Annotated in this window: 17 protein-coding genes; 4 read left to right on the forward strand and 13 right to left on the reverse strand. The window is 44.4% G+C overall.

Annotated features, from left to right (window positions below; genetic code table 11):
* Positions 1 to 59 precede the first annotated feature (59 nt).
* The 3 genes from K1Y79_RS12610 to K1Y79_RS12620 all read right to left on the reverse strand — a co-directional run bounded on the left by K1Y79_RS12610 (position 60) and on the right by K1Y79_RS12620 (position 4,723).
* Complete coding sequence (locus K1Y79_RS12610; protein WP_220250389.1) at positions 60 to 1,007, reverse strand: M20/M25/M40 family metallo-hydrolase; 948 nt, start codon at positions 1,005 to 1,007, stop codon at positions 60 to 62.
* Between the two features lie 92 nt (positions 1,008 to 1,099).
* On the reverse strand, positions 1,100 to 2,953 hold the full coding sequence (gene yidC / locus K1Y79_RS12615) for a membrane protein insertase YidC (RefSeq protein ID WP_220250390.1): 1,854 nt from the start codon (positions 2,951 to 2,953) through the stop codon (positions 1,100 to 1,102).
* Positions 2,954 to 3,070: 117 nt separating this feature from the next.
* Positions 3,071 to 4,723 carry a CTP synthase gene (locus K1Y79_RS12620; RefSeq protein WP_220250391.1) on the reverse strand — a complete coding sequence of 551 codons (1,653 nt, stop codon included), beginning with the start codon at positions 4,721 to 4,723 and terminating at the stop codon, positions 3,071 to 3,073.
* Between the two features lie 302 nt (positions 4,724 to 5,025).
* On the opposite strand from K1Y79_RS12620, the gene K1Y79_RS12625 reads away from it, so the two are divergent.
* Complete coding sequence (locus K1Y79_RS12625; protein WP_012794180.1) at positions 5,026 to 5,541, forward strand: acyl-CoA thioesterase; 516 nt, start codon at positions 5,026 to 5,028, stop codon at positions 5,539 to 5,541.
* Between the two features lie 58 nt (positions 5,542 to 5,599).
* Here the strand turns inward: K1Y79_RS12625 and K1Y79_RS12630 are convergent, their stop codons facing one another.
* From K1Y79_RS12630 to K1Y79_RS12645, 4 genes are all read right to left on the reverse strand, one after another.
* Positions 5,600 to 6,268 (reverse strand): HD domain-containing protein, encoded by a 669-nt coding sequence (locus K1Y79_RS12630; protein ID WP_220250392.1) that lies wholly within the window; start codon positions 6,266 to 6,268, stop codon positions 5,600 to 5,602.
* A gap of 1,079 nt (positions 6,269 to 7,347) precedes the next feature.
* Complete coding sequence (locus K1Y79_RS12635) at positions 7,348 to 7,929, reverse strand: precorrin-2 dehydrogenase/sirohydrochlorin ferrochelatase family protein (RefSeq protein ID WP_220250393.1); 582 nt, start codon at positions 7,927 to 7,929, stop codon at positions 7,348 to 7,350.
* Positions 7,930 to 8,010: 81 nt separating this feature from the next.
* Positions 8,011 to 8,787 (reverse strand): uroporphyrinogen-III C-methyltransferase, encoded by a 777-nt coding sequence (gene cobA, locus K1Y79_RS12640; RefSeq protein WP_220250394.1) that lies wholly within the window; start codon positions 8,785 to 8,787, stop codon positions 8,011 to 8,013.
* A gap of 37 nt (positions 8,788 to 8,824) precedes the next feature.
* On the reverse strand, positions 8,825 to 10,936 hold the full coding sequence (locus K1Y79_RS12645; protein WP_220250395.1) for a nitrite reductase: 2,112 nt from the start codon (positions 10,934 to 10,936) through the stop codon (positions 8,825 to 8,827).
* A 476-nt stretch (positions 10,937 to 11,412) separates the two neighbouring features.
* Here K1Y79_RS12645 and hxpB point away from each other — a divergent pair, with 476 nt between their 5' ends.
* Positions 11,413 to 12,069, forward strand: a complete 657-nt coding sequence (gene hxpB, locus K1Y79_RS12650) for a hexitol phosphatase HxpB (RefSeq protein ID WP_220250396.1) — start codon at positions 11,413 to 11,415, stop codon at positions 12,067 to 12,069.
* Positions 12,070 to 12,570: 501 nt separating this feature from the next.
* Here the strand turns inward: hxpB and rpsA are convergent.
* Entirely contained in the window at positions 12,571 to 14,463 is a 1,893-nt protein-coding gene (gene rpsA / locus K1Y79_RS12655; protein WP_220250397.1) for a 30S ribosomal protein S1, read from the reverse strand.
* 222 nt (positions 14,464 to 14,685) lie between these two features.
* On the opposite strand from rpsA, the gene K1Y79_RS12660 reads away from it, so the two are divergent.
* Together K1Y79_RS12660 and K1Y79_RS12665 are read left to right on the forward strand one after the other, a co-directional pair.
* A complete protein-coding gene (locus tag K1Y79_RS12660; protein WP_220250398.1) occupies positions 14,686 to 15,564 on the forward strand; it encodes a rhomboid family protein in 879 nt (292 codons plus the stop codon).
* 46 nt (positions 15,565 to 15,610) lie between these two features.
* Positions 15,611 to 16,837, forward strand: coding sequence for a 4-hydroxy-3-methylbut-2-enyl diphosphate reductase (locus tag K1Y79_RS12665; protein WP_220250399.1), 1,227 nt, complete (start codon positions 15,611 to 15,613; stop codon positions 16,835 to 16,837).
* 427 nt (positions 16,838 to 17,264) lie between these two features.
* Here the strand turns inward: K1Y79_RS12665 and K1Y79_RS12670 are convergent, their stop codons facing one another.
* The 5 genes from K1Y79_RS12670 to K1Y79_RS12690 all read right to left on the reverse strand — a co-directional run bounded on the left by K1Y79_RS12670 (position 17,265) and on the right by K1Y79_RS12690 (position 25,642).
* Entirely contained in the window at positions 17,265 to 18,041 is a 777-nt protein-coding gene (locus K1Y79_RS12670; RefSeq protein WP_220250401.1) for a LytR/AlgR family response regulator transcription factor, read from the reverse strand.
* A 16-nt stretch (positions 18,042 to 18,057) separates the two neighbouring features.
* On the reverse strand, positions 18,058 to 19,878 hold the full coding sequence (locus tag K1Y79_RS12675) for a tetratricopeptide repeat-containing sensor histidine kinase (protein ID WP_220250402.1): 1,821 nt from the start codon (positions 19,876 to 19,878) through the stop codon (positions 18,058 to 18,060).
* 560 nt (positions 19,879 to 20,438) lie between these two features.
* The gene (cmk, locus tag K1Y79_RS12680) at positions 20,439 to 21,125 is read right to left on the reverse strand and encodes a (d)CMP kinase (RefSeq protein ID WP_220250403.1); all 687 of its coding nucleotides are present in this window, start codon (positions 21,123 to 21,125) and stop codon (positions 20,439 to 20,441) included.
* A 161-nt stretch (positions 21,126 to 21,286) separates the two neighbouring features.
* Positions 21,287 to 22,858 (reverse strand): T9SS type A sorting domain-containing protein, encoded by a 1,572-nt coding sequence (locus K1Y79_RS12685; protein WP_220250404.1) that lies wholly within the window; start codon positions 22,856 to 22,858, stop codon positions 21,287 to 21,289.
* Positions 22,859 to 22,906: 48 nt separating this feature from the next.
* Positions 22,907 to 25,642, reverse strand: coding sequence for a beta strand repeat-containing protein (locus tag K1Y79_RS12690; protein WP_220250405.1), 2,736 nt, complete (start codon positions 25,640 to 25,642; stop codon positions 22,907 to 22,909).
* Between the last annotated feature and the right edge of the window lie 58 nt (positions 25,643 to 25,700).

Below are 25,700 nucleotides of genomic sequence, written 5' to 3' on the forward strand. Positions count from 1 at the left end.
TATTAAAAAGGGCGTCCTGTGTACAGGACGCCCTTTTACTTTTATATACAACTAAACAATTACTTCTTATCTTCTACCTTCTTTTCGTTCTCCACGTAGTGTATGTCTGTATACTTCATAGCATTGGTAATCAGCTGAATACCGAGCTTTAATACCAGCGCTTCTTCTTTCGCTTTCAGCTTCTCCACATCGTCGGTTGGCTTATGATAGTCATCGTGTGGTCCGGTGTGCAGAAATATAACCGGTACATCGTGCATATAGAAGTTATGATGGTCGGAAGCGCCTTTGCCGGAACCATCTGTGAAGTACTTGATGCCTGGTTCCTGTGCATCTTTAAATATGGCAGGCCATTCCTGTGCAGTACCATATCCACCGATGCCGAGTCCTCTTTCCTCATTGTATCTGCCTATCATATCCATATTCAGCATGAAGTGCATGCTGGTAAGCGGGATAGTCGGATTAGCAGTAAAGTACTTTGAACCCTGTAAGCCCAGTTCCTCACCACCAAAAGAAATAAAGAGGAAGTTGAAAGGTTCTTTCTGACCATTCTCTGTAAAGTACCTGGCCAGTTCCAGCAATCCGGCTACACCGGAGGCGTTATCATCTGCACCGTTATGAATCTGGCCGACAGGGTATTTCCCATCAAAGAGCGCGGCAGTACCCAGGTGATCGTAGTGTGCGCCTATTACGATGGTTTTAGCAGCACCATTATCCAGGTAGCCGATAACATTGCGGCTGGGGATGTTTTTATGTTCTTTCCTGTCAAAAGAAAATGCCTGGAAGTAACTGTCGCCATTACCTGGTTTCAGTCCGAGTGATTTGAATTGTTTAGCAACATAGCTGCTGGCTTTGATACCGCCTTTTTCGGCAGTACCACGGCCTTTTAATTTCTCTGATGCCAGATAAGTAACCGTTTTCTGGATACGGCTGGCGGATGGTTGGTAGTCCTGTGCATAGGCACCGGTGCAGACAGTTGTAGCTGTAATGAGAAACAATAAGTACTTCATTAGGTATGATTATGCATGATTTTCCTGAAAATACAGAAGGCTTCCTACGTGGGAAGCCTTCTGTTAATATACTATGTCAAATAGGTCAGATACTATTGCTTTTTACGCTGTTGTATTTCCTGTTGACGTTTTTGCATGTCTTGTTGTTTTTTCTGCATTTCCTCCAGCTTCTCCTGCCATTTGGATTTGGAAGCAGGCTTCTTTTTGTTCTCCTGGATCTGTGCGTGGATCTTGTCGTGGTTAACCAGGAACTTCTGGATAGCCCATTGTAAAACGATACTGATCACGTTTGACAGGAAGTAATAGAACGTCAGTGCGGAAGCCAGACGGTTAAAGATACCTAACAGCATGATCGGGAACACATATGGCATATATTTCATTACCGGATTGCTCTGATCTGCCATACCACGGTTATTGAATGCCAGGATCAAGCTGGTGATAGTCATCAGCAGGGTAAACAGGCTGACGTGGTTACCGTAGAATGGAATGGTAAATGGCAGGTCCAGGATGGAGTCATAGGCAGAAAGGTCTGTTGCCCAGAGGAAGCTTTCCTGGCGCAGCTCAATGGAGGATGGGAAGAAGCTATACATGGCTACCAGGATAGGTAACTGCATCAGGGCTGGTAAACAACCACCGAGCGGGTTTACGCCTGCGCTTTTGAATAGTTTCATCTGTTCCATACCGAAAGCCTGCTGGTCATCTCCGTGTTTAGCTCTTAATGCGTCAATTTCTGGTTTCAGTACTTTCATTTTAGCCTGAGATACGTAGCTCTGGTAAGTGAAAGGAACGATCAGCAGACGGATGAATAAAGTCAGCAGGATGATAATAAGACCGTAATTGGTGATAAATTCGCTCAGGAAGTTGAACACAGGGATAATGATCCATTTGTTCACATATTTAACGAAAGCGAAGATACCGGAACCCAGTGGGATGATGCTTTCCAGTCCGATATCAAATGACTTTAAAGTCTTATAGTGGTTAGGGCCGTAATAGATTTCAATCGGGAAGTTAAAATCGTGGGCACGATTGTATGGAATCTCCAGCGTAGCGAAGGTTTGTCCGACAATATTTGCACTCTCAGGCACCTTGGTATTGATTTCAGCAGCTGCGAAGCGTGCGTCATTTCTGGCGATGAAGGTGGTATTGAAGAACTGCTGTTTTACGCTCACCCATTGTAACTGGTTGTTCCATTTCTGGTTGCTGGTACGTTCGAGGGTGAAGTAGTCATGCTTGCCATCAGCATCGCGGTAATGTACCTGATTGTTCTGGCGTTCGTTCTGCATATCTTTTTCCTGCTTGTCGTTTTCGGAATCCCACTGTAAGGACAGGGTTTTCTGACCGGCAGGCACTACGTTTTCCAGGCCAATAGCGTGAATATCAAAGTCTACGGCGTAACCATCCTGTTTGAGGGTATATACATACTCCAGGTATTGTTCAGGATTGGAGGTAGTAAGGCGATAGCTGATAGCCTGGCTACCGTCTTGCAGTTGTTGTACTTTACCACCGGTGAAGTACAGGTCTGCAGTATTTAATAAGGTATTGTTATTAGCAGGAACTTTAAGGGAAATACGGTTGAAAGAGCTGTTTACCAGCATCAGTGGTTTTCCTTCAAAATCCTTGAATTTTTTCAGTTGTACCAAGGATGGCTGACCACCCTGGTTAGAGAAGGTGATTTTCAGTACTTCGTTCTCAAGAACGGCTGTCTGAAGTGTACCATTGGCAGCACCGGCGAAAGTGCCATAGGCGCTTGCCAGTTTGCTTGAGTCAGCTGCTCCGTTTGTGGTGTAGGCAGCAGTATCAACAGGTTTAGGCTTATTGACATTAGCGATAGAATCCTGACGATCTTTCTCTATTTTAGCAGCAGTCTGTTGTTTCTGGTTAAAGAAAATGTAACCAACGAACAACACCCCCAGCAATACAAAGCCAATGACTGAGTTTCTGTCCATGAAATTCAATTAAAATTTAGGCAGCAAAGGTAAGTAAAAGCAACAAGCTTTCAGCCGTAATCAATAAAGATAATGCCTTATTGTTACCACTGAAAGCTTGTCAGTTATAGATAAATATTATTGATGTGCGATCTTTTCTTCTGCAATTTTCGCCTTATTGGTCTTATCTTCTGCATACTGCTTGGCAGCTGCTATGAAGTGTACGAATAGCGGAGCAGGAGCTTCCACGGTGCTTTTCAGTTCTGGGTGGAACTGACAGCCTACGAAGAAAGGATGATCAGGTAATTCCACCATTTCAACCAATCCGCTTTCCGGGTTACGGCCGGAAGGCACCATACCAGCTTTTTCAAAGTCAGCCAGGTATTGGCTATTAAACTCATAGCGATGGCGGTGACGCTCGCTGATCTGGGTACTACCATAGATGGTAGCAGCTTTGGATCCAGGGATCAGTTCGCAGGTGTAAGCGCCCAGACGCATGGTACCACCTTTCACAGTAATTTTCTTCTGCTCTTCCATCAGGCCGATTACCGCGTGAGCAGTATCCGGGTTCATTTCGGTTGAGTGTGCATCAGTCCAGCCGATTACGTTACGAGCGTATTCTACTACCGACATCTGCATACCGAGGCAGATACCAAAGAATGGCAGGTTATTTTCACGGGCGTACTGAATAGCCACGATCTTACCCTCAATACCACGGTGGCCAAAGCCAGGAGCTACCAGCAGACCGTCCAGGTTACGCAGCTTTTCAGCTACATTTTCCTGTGTCAGGAACTCAGAGTGAATGTTCTGTACTACCACTTTACATTCATTCATTGCGCCGGCATGGATGAAGGACTCCAGGATAGATTTGTAAGCATCCTGCAGTTCAACGTATTTTCCGATCAGACCGATCGTTACTTTGGATTTAGGATATTTGAGTTTATCCAGGAATGCGCGCCATTTGGTCATATCTGGTTCCTTTTCAATAGGAATACCCAGCTTTTTCATACAGATCACATCCAGTTTCTCGCGCAGCATCTCCAGCGGCACTTCGTAAATGGTGCTCATATCTGTAGCCTCAATAACGGCATCAGGCGTTACGTTACAGAACAGCGCAATTTTCTTTTTCAGATCATTATACATTGGCTCTTCCGTACGGCACACGATTACGTCGGGGTGTACGCCGTTTTCACTCATCATCTTAACAGAGTGCTGTGTTGGCTTTGTTTTCAGCTCTTTAGCAGCGCGCAGGTAAGGAATGAGGGTAAGGTGTACAACCAGGCAATCCTGCTCATCCAGTTCCCATTGTAACTGACGAACTGCCTCTATATAAGGCAGGGATTCGATATCACCTACAGTACCACCCAGCTCGGTAATAACGATATCATGTTTACCGTCTTTACCCAGCAGGAGAATACGACGTTTAATTTCATCAGTGATATGCGGCACTACCTGTACGGTTTTACCCAGGTATGCGCCTTCACGTTCTTTGTTAATAACAGTCTGATAGATACGTCCAGTTGTCACATTATTCGCCTGAGAAGTAGGCGTGTTCAGGAAACGCTCATAGTGTCCAAGGTCCAGGTCTGTTTCTGCGCCATCTTCAGTTACAAAGCACTCACCGTGTTCGTAAGGGTTTAATGTTCCCGGATCCACATTGATATATGGATCAAATTTCTGAATTGTCACTCTAAAGCCACGAGCCTGCAACAATTTTGCCAGCGAGGCAGCTATAATTCCTTTACCCAACGAGGAAGTCACACCTCCCGTAACGAAGATATATTTTGCCATAAGATCTAAAAATTCTGTAGATATACTTGACCTAAAGAGAAGTGCCGGACGACTTTTGATGTAACCAGTCAAGTAAAAATAACTTCCGAAGGTCATGCAAAGCTAAGACAAATTTGAAGTGCTCCCAAACCACATTTTCACATTTTGTCATTCTAAAACATATAACAGATTCAAAGCAAGTTAATTATAGGCCAAATTTGAGATCATAAATTTATCATTTTGGAAATACTTATCGGGGCGTGGCATTTCTTGCGCCTGTCAGCAAACTTCTTGCTAATTTTGCCGCCGTAATAAATCAGCATATGACATTAACGCCCAAGCGTGCGCAGGACTCGGTGATCCAGATGACGGAACTGGTACTGCCAAATGATACTAACACTTTCGGCAATCTAATGGGAGGCCGCCTTATGTACTGGATGGACATAGCCGGCGCTCTGGCCACCATGAAACATTGCAGTGCTCCCGTAGTGACCGCTTCCGTAGATAATATTTCTTTCGAGACTCCCATTAAGCTGGGCAACGTTGTACATATTGAAGCGAAAGTGAGCAGGGCTTTTTCTACCTCCATGGAAGTACACCTGCGTGTGTGGGGAGAAGATCCGGTACAGCAATACCGGTATAAATCCAATGAGGCATTTATGACGTTCGTGGCGCTGGACCCTAATGGCAAATCCAGGCTGGTACCTCAGATCATTCCGGATACCGAAGAAGAAAAGCAGCTGTATGAAGGTGCTATGCGTAGACGCCAGCTAAGGCTGATCCTGAGTGGGAAAATGAAACCGCAGGATGCAGAAGAGCTGAGAGCACTATTCCTTTAAGATATAAAATGTAGCCACCGGCGGACAAGAAGCTTGTCCGCCGGTGGCTGTCATAATATTAACTCTCCCCTTCCCACTCCTGGTAAAACCGCTCCAGGAATGTTTCCATAAAAGCATGCCTTTCGGAGGCCAGTCTACGTCCTGTAGCAGTGTTCATCCTGTCTTTGAGCAGTAAAAGCTTCTCGTAAAAGTGATTAATGGTAGGAGCGGTACTGTTTTTATACTGTTCCCTGGTCATATTCAGGTTAGGTGGAATTGACGGATCGTACATAGCCCTGTTCTTGAAACCTCCATAATTGAAAGTTCTGGCAATACCGATAGCGCCAATTGCATCCAGCCGGTCGGCATCCTGTACAACACCTAATTCCGGAGAATAGAATCCCCCGCTATTATGCCCTCCTTTGAAGGAAATGTTCTCTATAATGTCTACAACATGCTGAATAACAGCTGGTGCAGCGCCCTGAGATTCCAGGAATGCCCTGGCTTTCCGCGGACCAGCAGATTCATCCCCATCATGGAATTTGGCGTCAGCAATATCATGCAATAGGGCACTTAAACCTACAACAAGCATATCTACCTGTTCACCAGCAGCAATTGTACCTGCCAGTTTCCATACCCGGTAAATATGCCACCAGTCATGACCGCCTTCGGCGCCTTCCAGTTCTTTCTTTACGAATTGTTCGGTAGCTGTAATCAGCTGATGAGTTTCAGCAGTAGATAGATTCATAGGGGCCAAATATACATCAGGGCAAACAATAACAGGAAAAACGAAGAAAAGGAGATTACCTCCCTCCCGGGATTCCGGCATGCAATTGTAGAATTGTCCAGGGACCTTGCTTCACTAAGATCTTCTCCGTTTTTCCTTGAATGGTTTAGGATAAAAAGCAGATTCATTTGTTGTAATAGCCATCCATTCGTTATTGTGTTTTAATGGTGGTCGCATTGCGATTCAGATTTTGTTGAAAGTTTGCTCCCCTGGAAAAGGGTGCAATCTACATACTCGCTTTTTGCGATACGATTCTGGTTGATAAAACTAAAAGACCTTTTGTTACGCTTGCCGGAGAATACCTTAGCGAGGCCCCTTTTGGGCCTCTCAGTATAAGGTATATACTTCAGGGAAGCGGGAATATTTTTACTATTAGGCGCGGCGCAAGGCGGGGGAATAAACTCAGTGTATCCCTGACTGCGAGGTCAAAATTTTTGTTGGCCTTGCTGACCCTAGTCATAGGACCTCCCCGCCTTTTACCGCTTACTTTTATGAATTGAAGGTTTACCCTTTTGGCATTCCTGTATCTTTACAGAGCAGTACCCGTTCTTAGCCGGTAATCATAGGATAGTACTGCGCTGCGGGTTGGTTTTAAAATTTTTACAGTCTGATCTTTTACAATAGATATATGCTGTTGTACCGGCAATGCTACATGATCACTATACCAGGCTCTCTTAATTACCATTCGGCTAAATCTGTTTCTCGGAACTGTTCTCATAAACTCAAGATTGTTATATTATAAATATAATTATATTTTAAACAATCACGTCATTTGTTCAAATATTCCAATCATCTATCATGATTTCATCATAAAAATAGGAATCATGTATGATATTTCACAGCCATTAACCTGAAATATCATACATATTTTTATTTATAATACTATAGATAAGTACTGAAAACATCTTGAAAGAGATCGAAAGTCAAATAGTATTTTAACTGAAACAAAACAAATATTAACACCCGTATTCCTTTAAGAACAGGAACATCATCAGGGAGGAGTTAACCAGGTGTATTTAGGTTATAATGGTATATAGGGGCTAATCTTTTCTGACTAAAACATCTGTGATCCGGTTCAACTCCTTCACTTTCTCCGTAAAATCGCCTTTAATGCGGTCCCTGATCACCTGCAATTTGTCAAGTACTTCATTAATAGAACCAGGAATCACCTCCTGAAGCACTTCCTTCAGGCGTTTTGCCACGGTAGGCGACTTTCCGTTAGTCGAAATAGCAATCTTTAGTTGTCCTTTCTGAACAATAGAACCAAGATAGAAATCACATAACTCAGGCGTATCTGCCACATTAATAAGTACCCTGCTGCATTTTGCCTTCTCCCACACATATTGATTTAACTCTGCATCGGCAGTGGCTGCAACAGCCAGATCTTTCCCCAGCATATCTCCGCAGGAAAAGGACTTCTGTATCAGCTCCACATTAGGAGCGTCTTTCACCAGGTCAATCAGCTCCTGCTGAAACCAGGTAGCCACAATAGTAATATTTGCTGATGGACAATTCTCCAGAAGGGCATTGACCTTTTCAAAGCCAACCTGCCCTCCTCCCACTACCAGTACATGTAAGCGGCTCAACTTAAAAAATACCGGGAAAAGATGATTTTCTTCCATAATAGTCCAAATTACGAATTACAGCATGACGGAATGCAGTATCCATAAGAATACTACATTCCGTCATCTGTAATATATCAGTTATACTGCAATTTTTAACTCTTCTGCGATCTTTTCGCGCACGGTCTGGAAAGCTTCATGGAATCGAACGACCTCTCCCACTACAATAATGGCAGGATTACGCAGATTATCCCTTTGGGCAATCGCCTTGAGATCTGACACATTACCGATGCCTACCTTCTGATCGGGCATAGTACCGTTCTGAATAATGGCTGCCGGCACATTTCCTTTACCCTGCGCTACATATGCTGCTGAGATTTCATCCAATTTGCCCATCCCCATCAATACCACCACGGTCGTATCTGCCTGAACAGCATAAGCCAGGTCTCGGGATAAGCTCCCACTCTGTGTAGTACCTGTCAGGACCCAGAAACCTTCGCTTACATTTCTTGCTGTAACTGGTATCTTGTTGATACCCGGCACAGAGATCGCGCTGGTAACTCCTGGAATCACTTCAGTATCAATATTAAACTGCTGGGCAAACGCCATCTCTTCCTGGCCACGGCCAAATACAAATGAGTCGCCTCCTTTCAGTCGCACTACACTGCCGTATGTTAAAGCATATTTCACAATCATACGGTTGATCTCGTCCTGTGAGTACACATGCATACCCGCACGTTTTCCTACAAAACGCTTCAGGCAATTGCTAGACGCATGCTCAAGCAGTTCGTTATTGGAAAGTGCGTCATACAGGATCACTCTGGCCTGTTGAATTGCCTTCAGGCCTTTTACTGTGATCAGCTCCGGATCACCGGGCCCCGCGCCTACCAATGTTAGTTTCGGATGTATATTCTGCATAGTGTACGTTTAAAATGTGATAACCGCTGTTGATAACTTATACTGTCACCGCAGCTGTTTGTTGCCTGTATGTATGTGCCTGCTGGTAAAAATCCGCCGCTTGCTGGTGATAACCCCTGGCGAAACTCTCTGTAGGTTCATTCTGATTGATCTGTAAAACCAGTGTTTTAAAACTACCTTCCAGGGACCATTTACCTGTCTCTATAAAATGCTTATCAAAGTCATTGATAATACCGGTCTGAGTATTACAGCTCACGCCTTCACCCAGCAATAGTGCTTTAGCTGTCTGAACAAATGTCGAATAAGAATGATAGATACTGTCAGCATATTGTTGCTCGTCCATCGCAATCTTGCTCAGCTGCAGTTTCTCTTCTCCTTCAAACAATAAGGTAGCTACCAGGTCTATTACCACACTCGCACATTCCCCGACACCTATAGCTGTAGCAAACTTATCGCCCTGTCCCCAGTCTACGAAGTCTTCATCGATCAGGGATCCCAGATCAGTCAATGGTTTCAGCAGATCATAGAAGTATTTTTCACCCTGACGATCGTAATAGTCATTGAACCTTTCATTTTGCTGGCCGTTTGCCTCATAATCTCTCAGCAGGTAACGCAGTACGTCAGGGCCTCTTTTACTGGGCACCTTAATAACCTTATCTGCTACGCGACCTACACCGTCTCCTACGATGCCTCCACCCAGTAATACCTGTAAAGCAGGTAATACCTTTCCACCGCTCTTCAAAGAAGAGCCATGGAAACCGATAGATGCAATACCATGCTGACCGCAGGAGTTCATACAACCACTGATCTTGATCTTGATATCTTTATTATATACCAGATCCGGAAATTCTTCCTGTATTACCAGTTCCAGTGCGGTTGAAATACCAGTACTGCTGGATATTGCCAGGTTACACGTATCAGTACCCGGGCAGGCTGTGATATCCGCAATACTATCAAATCCCGGCTCTGCAAACCCAGCTGCCTCTAAAGCACTGAACACGTATGGCAGATGTGCAGGCTGAATATATTTCAGCAACAGGCCCTGATTGGCAGTTACTCTTACGTCATTAGCGACCGCAGGTTTCAATGCTTCGATCAGCTGACGCGATATGACTGAACTGATATTACCCAATGGTACACGTACATAAGCTGCAAAGTAATCTGCCTGACGCTGACGAAATACGTTCGTTGCTTTCCAGCTTTCATACTTTTTGGCATCTTTCACTGTGTAAGCAGGAATTACCGCATCTGCTGCCGGCAACTCAGGATCTGCCCAGTTGTCTGCATCCACATGGAATGACTTTACCTTGTTGGCAGTATACTCTTCTGCTACCAGCCTGGTAAATTCCTCAAATCCAATCTTTTGAATCAGGAATTTCATACGCGCCTTATGACGGCTCGCTCTTTCACCATTCCTGTCAAACACACGCAATACGGCTTCTATATATGGTATAAGCTGGTCAGCTTCCAGAAATTCATGCGCTACATGCGCCAGGTAAGGCTGTGCTCCCAATCCGCCGCCTACCAGCACCTTAAATCCACGTACTTCCTCTCCATTTACCACCCGTACCTTTGGAATCGCTCCCATGTCATGCATAAATGACCAGGCGGTATCAGCATCGCTGCTGGAAAAGGACATCTTAAATTTACGCCCCATATCCTGGCAGACAGGATTACGCAGAAAATAACGGAATGCTGCATCAGCATAAGGCGTTACATCAAACGGCTCCTGCGGATCAATGCCCGCTCTGTCAGAAGCGGTAATATTACGAACGGTGTTTCCACAAGCCTCACGAATCGTGATGTCATCCAGATCCAGTTTGCTCCATAACTCAGGCGTTTTATCCAGGCTTACAAAGTGTATCTGGATATCCTGACGGGTGGTCAGGTGGAGATTACCGGTTGAATACTCGTCTGAGACATCAGAAATACGTTTCCACTGCTCCAGCGTCATTTTACCATAAGGCAACTTGATACGGATCATCTGTACACCAGGCTGACGCTGGCCATATATACCCCTTGCCAGACGCAGGCTACGAAACTTCTCCTCCGGTATCTGTCCTTCACGGAATAGACGGATCTTCTTCTCCAGCTCTATGATATCTCTCTCAACGACGGGATTTTCCAGTTCTGTTCTGAAGCTTTGCATAAGTAATATTTTCTTGGTGGTAAATTATCAGAGATTAAAATGTTATACTTCCTGATCAGATATAAAACACAAAGCCTCCGTACACTGTTGTCGGAGGCCCTGTATATATTGTTTGATTCTTAGTTGATCATTCTTCTTATACATCTGCGCCTCCTCATCTTCTACTACACTCGATTCCTATATTCCCCATTACTTTAGTAGACTATTACAAAGTTATACATCTGGGTGAGATTTCCAAAAGTATTTTGACCGCTTACGGGGTATGTTAGTAGATACCTATTGACCAGCCCTGATAATAGTAATTTCACCTGATTCCCCGCTATGGCAGGCTGCACAGGGGATAGCCGCCACCTGCCGGTAATGGACGCCATAACCTGTGATTATAAGGCATAACTATTATTTATGCCTGGCGGCAACAGATATTACTTTCTGACCCGTCTGTCGTAACTTTGCGGCGCAGATTAAACGTAAAGAGCATGATAAATACGGTGATATTTGATATGGATGGGTTATTGATTGACTCTGAGCCACTTTGGGGTGAAGCAATGACAGAAGTTTTTGCTACAGTCGGCGTTGCGCTGACCCCGGAACTAGCCAGCCATACTACCGGACTTCGTACAGCAGAGGTAGTAGACTACTGGCAGAATTACTTCAAATGGGAAGGCAAGGATAATCTTCAGGTAACCAATGAGATAATCGATGCTGTTATTGCTAAGATAATGGCAAAAGGTGAAGCTATGGAAGGACTGGAGTATATCCTGGAGTACTTCACTCAAAAGAACTTCAAAATAGGACTGGCTTCTTCTTCCCCACTCCGCCTGATTGAATCTGCGGTGGATCATATGGGTATCCGGGACCGCTTTCAGGCAATATCTTCCGCTGAATTTGAGTCTCACGGTAAGCCTCACCCTGCAGTTTATCTAACCTGTGCAAAAAAACTGGGTAGTTCTCCACTGGATTGTGTTGCCTTTGAAGATTCTGTAACTGGTATGACTGCTGCCAAAGCAGCCCGCATGAAAACGGTCGTTGTGCCTGAAGCACATAACCGTGAAAATAAACGCTATGCACTGGCAGACGTACAGCTGGGTTCATTACTTGATTTCAACGATGCTATACTTCAGAAGTTAGGATAATCCAGCACCATTTTTATGCAGAAGCACCCTGCTCGCAATAGCTAAAACGCTTTAACTTCGTTATCAATTTATTAGGCACCGATATACCTATCTTATAAGAGTGATAGGATGGCGAATAACTAAGGCTATTCACTATATTTTTACTGATCCCGGTTGCGAGACGTGACCGGGATTTTATTATACCATGTTTTTACTCAAGTCTTCGATTTACCTACTAAGAGATCTACGACTTTCACTATTCGCTATGTCATAATTTCACATCAGTTTCAGGAGAAAAGCTAATAATGGCTATGCTTGAGATGATAGTGCGGATCTTCTGCTCTCTTAGACCACGCTTTTGATTGCCGTAAATGCGGACTAGTAATGGCAGAACGCTATCCTTAAATAAAAAAAGCAGCTTCCGCTGCATTCAGACTCATCTATATCGGATCTCCAGGTTATAATAAAGAAGAAGGGTGTCCTTTCGGAACACCCTTCTATATTTCAACAACCTAAAAAAGCTTATTCACCTTTCTTTTCGTCGCCTTCGTTCTGCTTCAGCTTCTCTCTCAGTTCAGCCAGTGCACCCAGGTCGCCGAGGGTAGCTTTTTCTACCTTGCTCTGGATTGTTTTCACTGCTTTACGAGTTTTGTCAGCGTCTGCTTTTCTTTCTTTGGCAACTGCTTCTTTTTCTTCGTTCTTAGCTTGTTCCCACACTCTTGTATGAGATACCAGGATACGTTTTTCGCTGCGATCAAATTCAATAATCATAAATTCTTTCACATCTTCAACGTTGATTGGTTTCTCATCTTCTGTGCGCAGGTGACGAGCAGGAGAGTAGGCTTCCAGACCGTACTGCAGCTGAACTGTAGCACCTTTTTCGTCTTTCTTCACTACTGTACCTTCATGAACGGAGCCGATCGGGAAGATAGTCTCGAATGTGTTCCAAGGATCTTCTTCGATTTGTTTGTGACCAAGGCTCAGTTTACGGTTATCTTTATCGATACCCAGTATTACTACCTCGATTTCGCTACCCACTTTAGTGTACTCACTTGGGTGGTTGAAGCGTTTGATCCAGCTCAGGTCAGAGATATGGATCATACCACCAATACCAGTTTCCAGTTCAACGAATACGCCATAAGGAGTGATGTTCTTCACGATACCTTTGTGACGGCTGTCCAGCGGGAATTTAGTTTCGATAGTAGCCCAAGGATCTTCTGTCAGTTGCTTGATAGACAGGCTCATCTTACGCTCATCTTTGCTCAGTGTCACTACCACTGCTTCGTATTCTTCGCCTAATTTGAAGAATTCTTTAGCATTGATAGGAGTAGAAGCCCAAGAGATCTCAGATACGTGTACCAGACCTTCTACGCCAGGCAGAATTTCCAGGAATGCACCGTAATCTTCGATGTTAACTACCTTACCTTTTACGCGCGCACCTTCAGTGATGTGTGCAGGCAGGGTATCCCATGGGTGAGGAGTAAGTTGTTTGTAACCAAGGCTGATACGTTTTTTCTCGTCGTCGAAGTCCAGTACCACCACATTGATCTTCTGATCCATCTGGAGTACTTCGCTTGGATGAGAGATACGACCCCAGCTGATGTCGGTGATGTACAGCAGACCATCCAGACCACCCAGGTCGATGAATGCGCCGAAATCGGTGATATTTTTGATAGTACCTTCCAGAACCTGGCCTTTTTCCAGTTTGGAGATAATATCGACTCTCTGCTGTTCGATGTCGCTTTCGATAAGCGCTTTGTGAGATACAACGGCATTTCTGATGGCTTCGTTAACCTTAACCACTTTAAATTCCATTGTTTTGCTTACAAACTGGTCGTAGTCTGTAACAGGCTTAACATCGATCTGAGAACCTGGCAGGAATGTTTCCATACCATAAACGTCTACGATCAAGCCGCCTTTGGTTTTGCTGGTAACGGTACCAGTAACCACTTCGCCGGTTCTGTAAACTTCCACGATTTTTTCCCATGCACGTTGCTGACGAGCTTGTTTACGGCTCAGGTGCAGGTTACCATCGCGGTCTTCTTTTTCAACTACCAGTACTTCTACTTCGTCGCCAACTTTCAGACCCTGCAGATCGCGGAACTCGTTCAGCGAAATCAGACCGTCAGATTTGAAGCCGATGTTGATCACTACATCTGTTTTGGTTAAACCAACTACAGTACCAGTGAGCAGACCGTTTTCTTCAATCACTTTGAAAGTGTTGTCGTACGTTGCATCGTACTTCGCTTTCTCATCTTTGCTGTAAGATGATACATTGCGTTTGTCTACGCTCCAATCGAAGTCATCGTGAGCGGTTTCTACAACAGGCGCCTTTGTTGTCGCTGTTTCCTGAGCTGCTGCTGCAGGTGCCTGCTGTTCAGCGTTTTGTTCGTTAGTAATGTTGTTTTCTGCCAAAATTTGGTTCCTCCTTTTAAATAAAATTCTCCCGGATTTTGTGCCCGAAAGTTTTAATTGGACGGCAAAGATACTTAATAAACATTATAATCCCACCTTTTTTCGCACGTTTTACGGCCTTGCAACCTCTTCCATCCGGGATGGTCCATGGCGGCTATTCCGGCAAAAAAAATGTAATGTTAAATAGACTTCCGATTGCGGATTTTGTACTAATTTTCAACTATGAACGGGACCTCATTCAGCGCTGATATTCGCTACTGGCTTCGACAAGGAAACACCATTAACCTTCTTCTTTTCTGGAATGTAGTTGTTTTCCTTGTCCTGGGAATTGTGTACCTGACTGGCAAAATTGCTCCATCTACCGGTTTCATTTCCCTCTTTTTAAGTGACAATCTTTCCCTGCACTCCAATGTGCTTGCTTTCCTGAAAAAGCCCTGGGGATTACTCACTTACATGTTTACACACTTTGACATTCTCCACATCTTCTTTAATATGCTGAATCTTTACTGGTTTGGCAATATTTTCCGCTCATTCCTTGGTAATCAGCGCGTTTTACCACTCTACCTGCTGGGAGGTATTGCTGGAGGCGCAGCCTACCTTCTGGTGTATAACCTCGCCTTCGGCGGCCTGAATGTGCCCATGATCGGCGCGTCTGCATCAGTAATGGCTATCCTTATTGCCTGCGCCACCAAATTACCAAACTATGAGATCGGACTGCTCTTCATCGGCTCCATCCGGTTAAAATGGCTGGCTATTATAGTAATCATCCTGGATCTCGTTTCTCTTACTCAGGGGAATATCGGCGGTATCGTTGCACATATGGGCGGCGCTCTTTTCGGTTTTGTCTATATCCAGTTCCTTAATAACGGCACCGACCTCGGTCATCCTCTGATCTGGCTGTTCAACAAACCGACCCGCGCCACAGTCAGGAGACGCCGCAATTTTAAACCTAAGAAATCTCCATTGAAAGTCGTAAAGCCGAGTCCTGAAGAAAACAAACAACTCCGCCTGGATCAGCTGCTTGACAAAATCAATGATAATGGCATCGAAAGCCTGAGTCCTGAAGAAAGAGCCTGGCTAAAGAAAATGAGCCAGGAATAAGCGGCACTGTATGCCTGCCATTCAAAATATGTAACTTCGCCGCCAGATGAAAACATTTAACGTTCCTATCATATATCGCAGTCCACTGATCACGGCCATCAAAAACCGTCGTAAGCAACAGGACCGCATGAAGAAAGATTTTACTCCGACAGTACTGGATTTTGGTCCGCTGAAAATATTACTGGCCCGCCACTTTGGCTTTTGCTATGGCGTGGAAAATGCTATCGAAATAGCCTTTAAAACAGTTGAGGAACATCCTGATAAACGCATCTTCCTGCTCAGTGAAATGATACATAACCCGCATGTTAATAATGACCTGCTGGCTAAAGGTGTTCAATTCATCATGGATACTGCCGGCAAACAGCTGGTATCATGGGAGAGCCTCACTCCTGAAGATATTGTGATCATCCCGGCATTCGGTACTACCCTGGAAATTGAGGAAAAACTCAGCTCCCTCGGTATCGCACCTCTGCAGTATAATACTACGTGCCCTTTCGTTGAAAGAGTATGGAATAAGGCAGAGCAGATCGGTAAACAAGCCTATACTGTTATTGTGCACGGTAAACCTGGTCATGAAGAAACACGCGCTACTTTTTCCCATAGCCGCAGCAATACGCCGACGGTTGTAGTGAAAGACATGAAAGAAGCGCAAATACTGGCAGGTTTCATCACCGGCGAGAAAAGCCCTGAAGAGTTCTATACACTTTTCGACGGCCAATACTCTCCCGGCTTCGACGTTACAAAAGACCTACAGCGGGTGGGCGTTGTCAATCAGACCACCATGCTGGCTACTGAAACTCAGGCCATCGCCGATTACATCAAAAATGTGATCATGGACAGGTATAGCCTGACTATTGACAACGTTAATGAACGCTTTGCCGATACCCGCGATACCCTCTGCTATGCTACCAATGATAACCAGACCGCTGTAACGGGCCTGCTCCAGGAAGAAGCAGATCTGGCTATCGTAGTAGGCGGATATAACAGCTCAAATACCTCCCACCTCGTGGAACTCTGTGAAGTAAAACTGCCGACGTATTTCATCTCCTCAGAAGAGAAACTAGTGGCAGCCAATGAAGTACATCACTGGGATTTCCACCACAAACAGGAATTACATAGCACTTCCTTCCTCCCAACCCAGGAACAGGTTACCATCATGCTCACCAGCGGCGCATCCTGCCCTGATGCTATGGTGGAAGCAGTGATCAGAAAATTGCTGTCTTTCTATAACCTGGAATATAAGATAGAAGAAGTTGCAGCTTCTTTCGCTTAAGCCTCATTGATATTTATCGTTGAATATTCGCTTTTCCTTTTACCATCCTACGTTCATCTTACGTTCATAAACGTAGGATGAACGTAGGATGGTAAAAGGAAAAGCAACTTCTATATTATCCTGGAACAGGTTGACACCTTGGAATATTTGAACAGGTAACAGGTCGATAATTAGGCATGCCCGATAGCGGGTCTCGTGTTGGCAGGAATAACATATAAAACGGAAAACTCATAAAAGCAAAAAAGACACCAGGCGGTGTCTTTTTTCTTTGGGGCTAATCAATGCTAGTAATGCAGAGAAAAAAAATTTTATATCGTAATAAGTTTAAACCTGGATCAAAAGTAGTCGTTCGTCAGTATGTGCGCAACAGAGAATTATTATCCGGTGGTCTATTTCCTGTAAGTGGCGTAAATCAGGTTAAATCTGGTTAGAACTGCATGGCCTTTTTCAGGAAATCGGCCTTCCTCCTACGTGATATTTCCACTTGAGTTCCGTCGCTCATCAGTGCAAAACCGCCTTCACCCTGAATATAGGACTGCATCTGCTGTAGATTAATAAGATGTGAATTATGTACCCGGAAGAAATCGACGTCGGTTAAGAGTTCTTCAAACTCTTTTAACGGCCTGGATACCATCAGGTTTTTTTTATCCGTAAAAAATATGCGGGTATAGTTACCTGTTGACTCACAACGAACTATATTCTGCACCGGCATAAACACCAGTCCGTTAATGGTCGGTAGCGCAATCTTCTTATGCGTTTGATGAAGGGTTTTCATATTCTGGAGGAAAACCTCGATCGGAGAAGTTACAGCCTCGGGCTGGGTACTACTGGCTGCTGCATTACGGCGGCTGATACATTTCTGTACTGCATCCTGTAACTCTTTAACGCTGAATGGCTTTAACAGGTAGTCAAGCGCATTGAATTTTATGGCTTTCAATGCATACTGCTCGTATGCGGTTGTGAATATTACGTCGAATGTGATCTTATCAAACATTTTCAACAACTCAAATCCGTTCTGATGAGGCATTTCCACATCAAGGAAGACCAGATCCGGTTGCAACGTTGCTATCAGCTCCTTTGCTTCTTTAACGCTATTTACCCCACCCAGCACAGTGACTTCCGGGCATTTCTTCTGAAGCATAGTCTGCAGAGCATCGATACAGTGTTGCTCATCATCAACGATGATTGCTTTAATTTCGCTCATGCTGTCTGTGTAAAGTTTAAAATATAAATTCCACCGGTAAAGTAAGTGTCACTCTTGTACCTAAAGCTTTACCAGTCTCATCTTCCAGATCGGTGATGGTCACTTCTGCTTCTTTGGTATTATTGATCTTCCTGATGAGGTCTATACGGCCTTCCGTTACCTTCATACCCATTGAGCGATGGGTTTGTCCCTTCTTTTCTTTAATTTCTATTGCTTTCTTCCGTCCTATACCATTATCCGTTACCGTACAGGTCAGGGTTTTCCCTTTCAATGTGACCGCTATTTCCAGCATACCCCGGCCGGACCTGTGTACCAGTCCATGCCAGATTGCATTCTCTACATATGGTTGAATAATCATCGGAGGAATCATGACCTCCTCTTCATTAATATCGTCAGCTACAGTGATCTGGTATTCAAATACATCATTGCAACGCAGTTTTTCAAGATCTACATACAGGCGTAGTGATTCCAGTTCCTTATTCAAAGATATGAATGTGTACTGCGTATTATCAAGTATCATCCTCATTAACCTGGAAAATTTTGTCAGGTAGTCAGATGCCTCCTCCTGATTATTACTCCAGATGAACCTGTGAATTGAGCTCAAGGAGTTAAAGATAAAATGTGGATTCATCTGTGCACGCAAGGAGCGCAACTCCAGCTGCAGGGTCTGCTTATTGGTTTCAAGATTCCGGTGCCTGATATAAAAAAAACCGCCTACGACCAGCATCAGGAGAAACCCGGCCATAGAGAGGGTATATACAACATTACGTTTTGTGCGGAGTTCACTCAGTTGTTTATCATGCTCCAACAGTTTAATCTGGTTGTCCTTTCTATCCACATCATAAATAGCCTGGGTTTGTGCCCATGCCAGGGAGGACTGTTCACTGATAAGGCTATCTTTGTACACCAGGGATTTTTCCATGGCTTCCATAGACCGTTTGAAGTCTCCTGATGCTTTATAGTCTTTTGCTATTGCCTTATAGGCTTCCATCAACAGAAACTTAAATCGCCATATCAGGCTCAGGTTGATAGACTCATTAAAATACTTTCTGGCTTCTTCATGTTTTCCCTGCAGACTCCAGAGTTTACCAATATTCAGGTAGCTTTCTGCGATATGTACTTTATCTCCTACATTATCGTTCACTTCGAGGGCTTTATTGAGATACTCATGCGCTAGGGCGTAGTCTTTTTTCTCCTGATAGGCTGAGCCGAGTGAGTTATAACAGATAGCTAATCCGATACTGTTGTCGAGTTGCTGATTAACCGCGAGCGATTTCTTATAATATTCAATAGCCAGGTCCAGCTTTTTCAATCCCTGGTAGGCATAACCTATATTGCCCAGGTTGATAGCAACACCAAGACTATTTTTGTTTTGCCTTTCCAGTTCGAGGGCTTTCTCAAAATGATCGATTGCTTCCTGATATTTTTCGGTGGAGAGGTTGATATTACCGATACTGTTGATAGCGATACAGATATTGCGGACATCATTAATTTTCTCTGCCAGCTGGAGTGCCCGGAAATGGTAATCAAACGCTTTTTCCAGCTGATCGTCCATACGGCGGTAGTCCACACCAGTGTTATTTAAGGCAATACATAGCCAGCGGTCATTCCTGGCATCTTCAGCAAATTTGATCGCTTTCTGGTGGTAATCTGCGGCGAGAAGGTATTCAGATTTGTTTCTTTTGGAGATGCCGGCTTCTATATATGCATTGAAAGAGCCGTACGCATATTTTATGCGTTGTGACAGTACAATTGCTTCGTGGAAAAAGGGATTTTCAGTGCCTTGTTTATCAAAGTAACGTCCCAGCGATTTGCCTTTACTTATGAGCCAATTCACTTTGTTCGTATCTCCGGGAAGCCGCTTTGCAGAATCAAGGGTCCGGAATACAAGGACGGAGTCCTGGGCTTTCAGATTATTCCCTATTACCAATAAGAGCAAGAAAAGTAGATGAAAGTAGCCTTTAAACATGCATCAGCCAGGTAATACCACAAGTTAATTAAAAAAGCGAAAGGGCGAAAGAATTCGCCCCTTCTTCCTATTAACCGAATACACCTACTGAAAATATGGAACAAGGCAGGCATTCCTGCCTGTACCACATTAAGTTGAATAAATATCGGCCCACAAAGCCTGGATATATATAGAATATTAGTTTCGTAACGGTTAATAGCAACAGGTCTATGGATATAGTTATAGTAAGATCATTGTGACCTTATACGACTTCTCTTGACCACGTTGGGAATAATATATTAAACGGTGCATTACATGAACCGGTCAACACGATACAATAAATTGCAGGAAATTCGAGAGGATGTGGAAAATTACCGAAGGGTTTCTCCCCGGTTACGACCGGGAACAGAACAAATTTAAAAAGGTTTTCTTAAAACTAAAAAATAATTTCAGGATTGTACCAAAACAGCGTCTTCTATCCATTGCATTACCAGCTTCAGCTGTTCATCCTGAGTGAGCTGACTGTTGTCTAATATGATCGCATCTTCTGCTTTTCTGAGGGGACTGATTTCCCTATTAGTGTCAATATAGTCCCGCAGTTCAAGGTTTTCTTTTACCTCGTGAATACTAATATTTTTATTCTTAGCATAGAGCTCCTTGAACCTGCGTTCAACACGAATGGCTGTATCAGCGGTCATAAAGATTTTCAGTTCTGCATCCGGGAACACGGTAGTACCGATATCCCTTCCATCCATCACTATACCTTTTCGGGTACCCATATTCTGCTGCTGGGCTACTGCAAATTCACGCACTTCTTTTACAGCGGCGACCTCGCTTACTTTTTCAGCAACCAGCATCTCCCTGATCATATGCTCCACGTTTTCCCCATTGAGGGTAATTTCGGAGGACTGTGTCATGGGATTAAATTCAAACTCTAGGTGAATGTTACCTAATGCCTCTTTCACTGCTTCATGATCGGCCCAGTCCACCCGGTTCTGAATAAAGTACAGGGTTATAGCACGATACATGGCTCCGCTATCAATGTAGACATAGTCCAGCTGCGCTGCCAGTTGTTTGGCAAGCGTACTCTTTCCACATGAAGAATAACCATCTATAGTGATAATAATTTTTTTCAAAACCCCTGTTGTTAAATGCTGTACAAAAAATTAGACGCTGTAAAGTTAAAGGAAAAATACAGAATCGGAAAGGTTAGTCCGCAGGGTTTCCTTAAATAAAAACAGGAAAGGCCGCCGGTTATCATCACCTGCGGCTTTTCTCTTTAATAACATCATCTGTATCAATGGTCTATCACAATTACTTTGGATACCCAGGCTTGTTTTCCACTGTCTTTATGCGTCAGCACAAGGAAATAAGTGCCGGTAGGCATATCCCTGATATTCACCTCACTTTCACCGATCATCTCCAGTCTGCGGATCTGTTGCCCCCATGTATCGATCACCTGGACGATCAACGGCGTTTTAATACCTCTCACCTTCACTTTAAACTGACCATAGTTCGGATTCGGGAATACGGTAGCCGTAATCAATGGCCCTACTTCCCTCACATCAGTATATACATATTTACCCGTGGTGGATACTGCTTTGATACGGTAGTAGCTCCAGCCGTCGTAATCATTGGTATCCTGGAAATAATAGTCCAGTCGGGTAGTACTATACCCTCCCGGCGCTTTGGTAGCAACGGTAGCAATCTTCTTAAAGGATGTCTCATTATCCAGCATACGCTCAATCTCAAACACCGCATTATTTGTTTCCCTGCTGGTTGCCCACACGATATCAACCAGGGAATAGCTGACACGGTAAGCATTAAAATAAATAAAATCTGCAGGCAGATAAGAAGACATGGAAGACAACTTGGTAAAATAGGCATTAGTACCTATCCCCTCAAAACTGCGCGAGTGCATGGTAGCTGCCTGCTGCATAGGATGGGTCGTCAATGAACCCTCTTTCATATTATCATTGGACGAGGTACGAAGCTCCCAGTTGTCATTGGTGAAGTGACTAATGTAGCTACTCAGGCGATTCATTTTAAACTCCTCTCCTTCTGTATCATCCATGTGTTGCAAAGCAATATTGGTCGGCGCAATAGCGAAACTGTTTTCCTGACCCAGGTTCCAGGTTTTGAACACTACACTGTCATATATCACTTTGCCGGCGATAGCTTTAACATATACACTATCAAATACCCTGGCTTTAAAATCTTCCGGATTTCCGTCATACAGCACACCAGCAGGCGCATAGTTTGTAGCGCTTGTGCCTATAGGAAAAACCACCTTTCCAGAGGTACTGCTTAGCTTTGCACGATACAGGAAGCCGCCGGCAGTCTCTGTACCAGTTACAATAAACCGCTGATCGCTATAACCGCTGATGGTACCAGGATTATTATATCCTACCATCAGATTCCATCCATTCAAATATACATGTCCGTTAGTGAGCTGTAGTGTATTCCGTATGCGCAGGTCATTCAGATCAGCCAGCACAACACCATTGGCGTTACTGACCTCCAGGTTAGGAAAGCTTGGTCCTGCTTTGGCAGCCAGGCTATATCCACCAGCAATAGTCTGTTGACCATTGATGCCCGCAAAACGGAAAATCCCGCCCATTCCCCCAATTCCTGAAGGACTTTCATCTGACAGCAACGCGTTATAACCGTTGGTCCATTGCTGCCCCAGGAAATACAGCACAGAGGAGGGGCTTGACCCCAGTGTACCGTCATTGGTGACATCACCGAAGAAAGCGACATTGCCAAAACTCCACACCTTACCGTCAGCAGGAATATAAGCCGCCTGTTGTGCAGTAAGGGTTTCGATGGAAAGCACCAGAAAACATAATATGAGTAAATATCTCTTCATGCAGGTACAATGCGTTTGCTATCGCCGCTTATACTTTTATAAATTTATTTATGGTACAAGACCGGTCACAACCCATCTGTTATCAGCACCTGAGTATATCAGCGAAACAGTACCGGCACCGTTCGTACGCACGTTACCATTAGCCAGTATTCTGTTAGCCTGGGTACCGGATGTATTATCGCCAATGATCATGTCGTTGTTTGTTGTATTGTACAAAGTGATCATACGACCATCCGTACCGCCGATAATACTATTGATAGTAAAATCGTTTCCAGGACCGGTAATCCGGATAAAAGAAGCGGTGCCGATGTTTATATTATTATGGTTATTACCTGACAGGTTCAAAGTACCTGTGGACACTGATAATGTAGTGAATGTACCACTGGCAGGGTTGGTAGTACCTATTGCCATACCATCCAGAGAAGTACCCTGTCTTACATCGCCGTTGCTGGCAATAACCAATGGGGCACCACTGCCTGAAGCCAGGTTAGTAATGCGTATTGCGTCATTGTTTGCATTGACATGTAAACGTTTTACAGGCGTTGCACCTCCCAGACCAATACCCACGTTGAGATTCTGCATTCTCATAATCTCTGTAAATGTTGGACCGGTATAGTTATAACTTTTAAAAACGATAGGTTCATCGCCATCATCACCGACAATAAATTCAAATCCACCATTATTATTCACTCCGGTAGCGCCGAACTCAAAGTAATCAGTTCCGGCCGAGCAACCTTTCATACGGAAGTTACCGTCAGCAGTTGTCCACATTTTAGGCTTGTAGAAGTTAACAGATGCAGGTACTGCAAACTGTAATGCAGAGCGCATATGTGTAACCATCTCATCATTGTCAGTATAGTCTGCATAGCCTTCAGTAAGTCCCAAAGTTTGTCTGCGGCCAAATTCCAGCAATGGGATGTTATTGGAACGGATCACCATTTTATTATCATCGGTGGTGCCTAGAAACTGGTTGTTGGCATTAACATTACTGTTACCCGAGATTAACCAGTTATTGGCAGCCGCGTTCTGTGTAACGATGACATCACCGTTGTTATTGATGGATAATACTTTGCTGTTATATGTCTGTACAGTAGCGTTATTCAGGTCTCTCAGCCGAAGGCCGGATACACCGGTACCGTTCACAGTACCACCTACTTCCAGTGTATTGGCAGGGTTATTTATACCTACACCGAGACGGTTATTGGTATTATCCCAAAACAGGTTTGCATTCTTCTGTGACACCACACCACCATTACCTGCAAACAGTATGGAACCGGTTGTCATAGATGGCAATGAGAAGGTGCCACCTACACTACCATTACCGCTGATAGCATAACTGGCAGTTTGCGTACCTGAACCGATGTTCTGTATATAGTTGCCGGAACCAGCGGGAAGATCGGCAGCAGCCAATGCACTGCCTGTCGTAACACGGCCTTTACTATCCACAGTCACTTTGGTATAAGTACCAGCGGTTACGCCGGTATTAGCCAGCGTAACGGGAATATTGGTAGTACCGCTACCGGTGGCATCTCCTGATAGCGTAATATTGGTAGCAGAGGCAGCAGGCGTATAATATTCAAATCCATTGCCACCAGCGTTGACCCTGATGGATTGTCCGGCAGAACCGAAGTAACCAAGACCAAGTCCACCCCTTGCAATAGGGAATACACCATTGGTAATCTTACTGGCATCAAGGTTTGGAATATCGCCGGCAGAAAGGGTTGTACCGTAGGTAACCCTACCTTTCGCATCGGTGGTTACCTTGGTATAAGTACCCGCAGTGCCGACATTAACGAGGGAGGTATTAACAGAATAGAAGTTACCTGTAGCAGTTACATCTCCGTTGAAATTAGGAGATGATGTCAAAGCAACATAATCATTGGACCATTCTACACCAGTACCATCTGGTCTTACTCTAAGTACATCTCTGGCAGAGCCGAGGTAGTTGATACCGGTACCACCTCTTTGATAAGGCAGCACACCACTGGTAATCTTACCAGCATCAATATCAGGAATATCATTACCATCCAGCGCTCTGAAGGAAGGAGCGCCTGTTCCCCAAACGGGAGAGGCGAATACCTGTCTTTGCGGCTGGTTGTTGAAAGTTGCGGTCAGTGTACCGGAAGAAGTTACCGGACTATTAGTTACGTTAAAGATGGAAGGCAGCGACAATCCTACTGAAGTTACAGAACCGGAAGTACCGGCTGTTGGCGCTCTGGGCACCCATGATGCTGATCCGTTATCCCAGGTCAGAACATCATTATTATTTGGATTGGTATTGGCAATGTTGCGCCCCCGGAGCTGAGAAGCATTCCAGATAGCGGAGGTATTCAGTGCTGAGATCACGCCAGCAGCGTTCAGGTTGATGCCTGTGCCGGCACTGAATGCTGACCTGGCTCTTGCGTCTGTATAGTATAGATTTACAGATTCAGCAATATTGTTGGTGGTTAAGGTTACAGCGGGACCAGTTTGCCCGTTAACGGATGTAATACTATTGGTTTCGTCGATTAGTTTCCTCCAGATACCGTTTTTCCTTACGTATAAAGTTCTGTCAGGAACGTAGTAAATAAGCATACCGTCTGGCGCTGTGTTTAACGGCGCGACGGCATAGTTGCTTACACGGGGCAATAACAAACCCTGTTTATCACTGTTCAGTTCTAACAGTGCTGACTTCTCGATCACTGCAGGAGCGGTGCCCAATTTCAGTTGCTGGGCACGTACAAGCGCCGGAAGCAGCAGTACGCACAAGCTCAGGAGACCACTGCGACAATTCAATATTTTCATAGGTCTTTATAGGTTACAGGAAGTTTCAGATATACAAGGAATAACAGGAGCAGTAGAA

It is taken from the genome of Chitinophaga rhizophila, from assembly GCF_019492185.1.
In the GTDB taxonomy this organism is placed as follows: Bacteria; Bacteroidota; Bacteroidia; order Chitinophagales; family Chitinophagaceae; genus Chitinophaga; species Chitinophaga rhizophila.

What these genes read in the sequence shown, in the direction of transcription:
- K1Y79_RS12665 (WP_220250399.1), top strand. Translation starts at nt 15,611, where the DNA reads ATGAAAACATTTAACGTTCCTATCATATATCGCAGTCCACTGATCACG.
- hxpB (WP_220250396.1), top strand. Translation starts at nt 11,413, where the DNA reads ATGATAAATACGGTGATATTTGATATGGATGGGTTATTGATTGACTCT.
- K1Y79_RS12635 (WP_220250393.1), bottom strand. Translation starts at nt 7,929, where the DNA reads ATGGAAGAAAATCATCTTTTCCCGGTATTTTTTAAGTTGAGCCGCTTA.
- yidC (WP_220250390.1), bottom strand. Translation starts at nt 2,953, where the DNA reads ATGGACAGAAACTCAGTCATTGGCTTTGTATTGCTGGGGGTGTTGTTC.
- cobA (WP_220250394.1), bottom strand. Translation starts at nt 8,787, where the DNA reads ATGCAGAATATACATCCGAAACTAACATTGGTAGGCGCGGGGCCCGGT.
- K1Y79_RS12610 (WP_220250389.1), bottom strand. Translation starts at nt 1,007, where the DNA reads ATGAAGTACTTATTGTTTCTCATTACAGCTACAACTGTCTGCACCGGT.
- K1Y79_RS12620 (WP_220250391.1), bottom strand. Translation starts at nt 4,723, where the DNA reads ATGGCAAAATATATCTTCGTTACGGGAGGTGTGACTTCCTCGTTGGGT.
- K1Y79_RS12685 (WP_220250404.1), bottom strand. Translation starts at nt 22,858, where the DNA reads ATGAAGAGATATTTACTCATATTATGTTTTCTGGTGCTTTCCATCGAA.
- K1Y79_RS12630 (WP_220250392.1), bottom strand. Translation starts at nt 6,268, where the DNA reads ATGAATCTATCTACTGCTGAAACTCATCAGCTGATTACAGCTACCGAA.
- K1Y79_RS12670 (WP_220250401.1), bottom strand. Translation starts at nt 18,041, where the DNA reads ATGAGCGAAATTAAAGCAATCATCGTTGATGATGAGCAACACTGTATC.
- K1Y79_RS12645 (WP_220250395.1), bottom strand. Translation starts at nt 10,936, where the DNA reads ATGCAAAGCTTCAGAACAGAACTGGAAAATCCCGTCGTTGAGAGAGAT.
- K1Y79_RS12625 (WP_012794180.1), top strand. Translation starts at nt 5,026, where the DNA reads ATGACATTAACGCCCAAGCGTGCGCAGGACTCGGTGATCCAGATGACG.
- K1Y79_RS12690 (WP_220250405.1), bottom strand. Translation starts at nt 25,642, where the DNA reads ATGAAAATATTGAATTGTCGCAGTGGTCTCCTGAGCTTGTGCGTACTG.
- K1Y79_RS12660 (WP_220250398.1), top strand. Translation starts at nt 14,686, where the DNA reads ATGAACGGGACCTCATTCAGCGCTGATATTCGCTACTGGCTTCGACAA.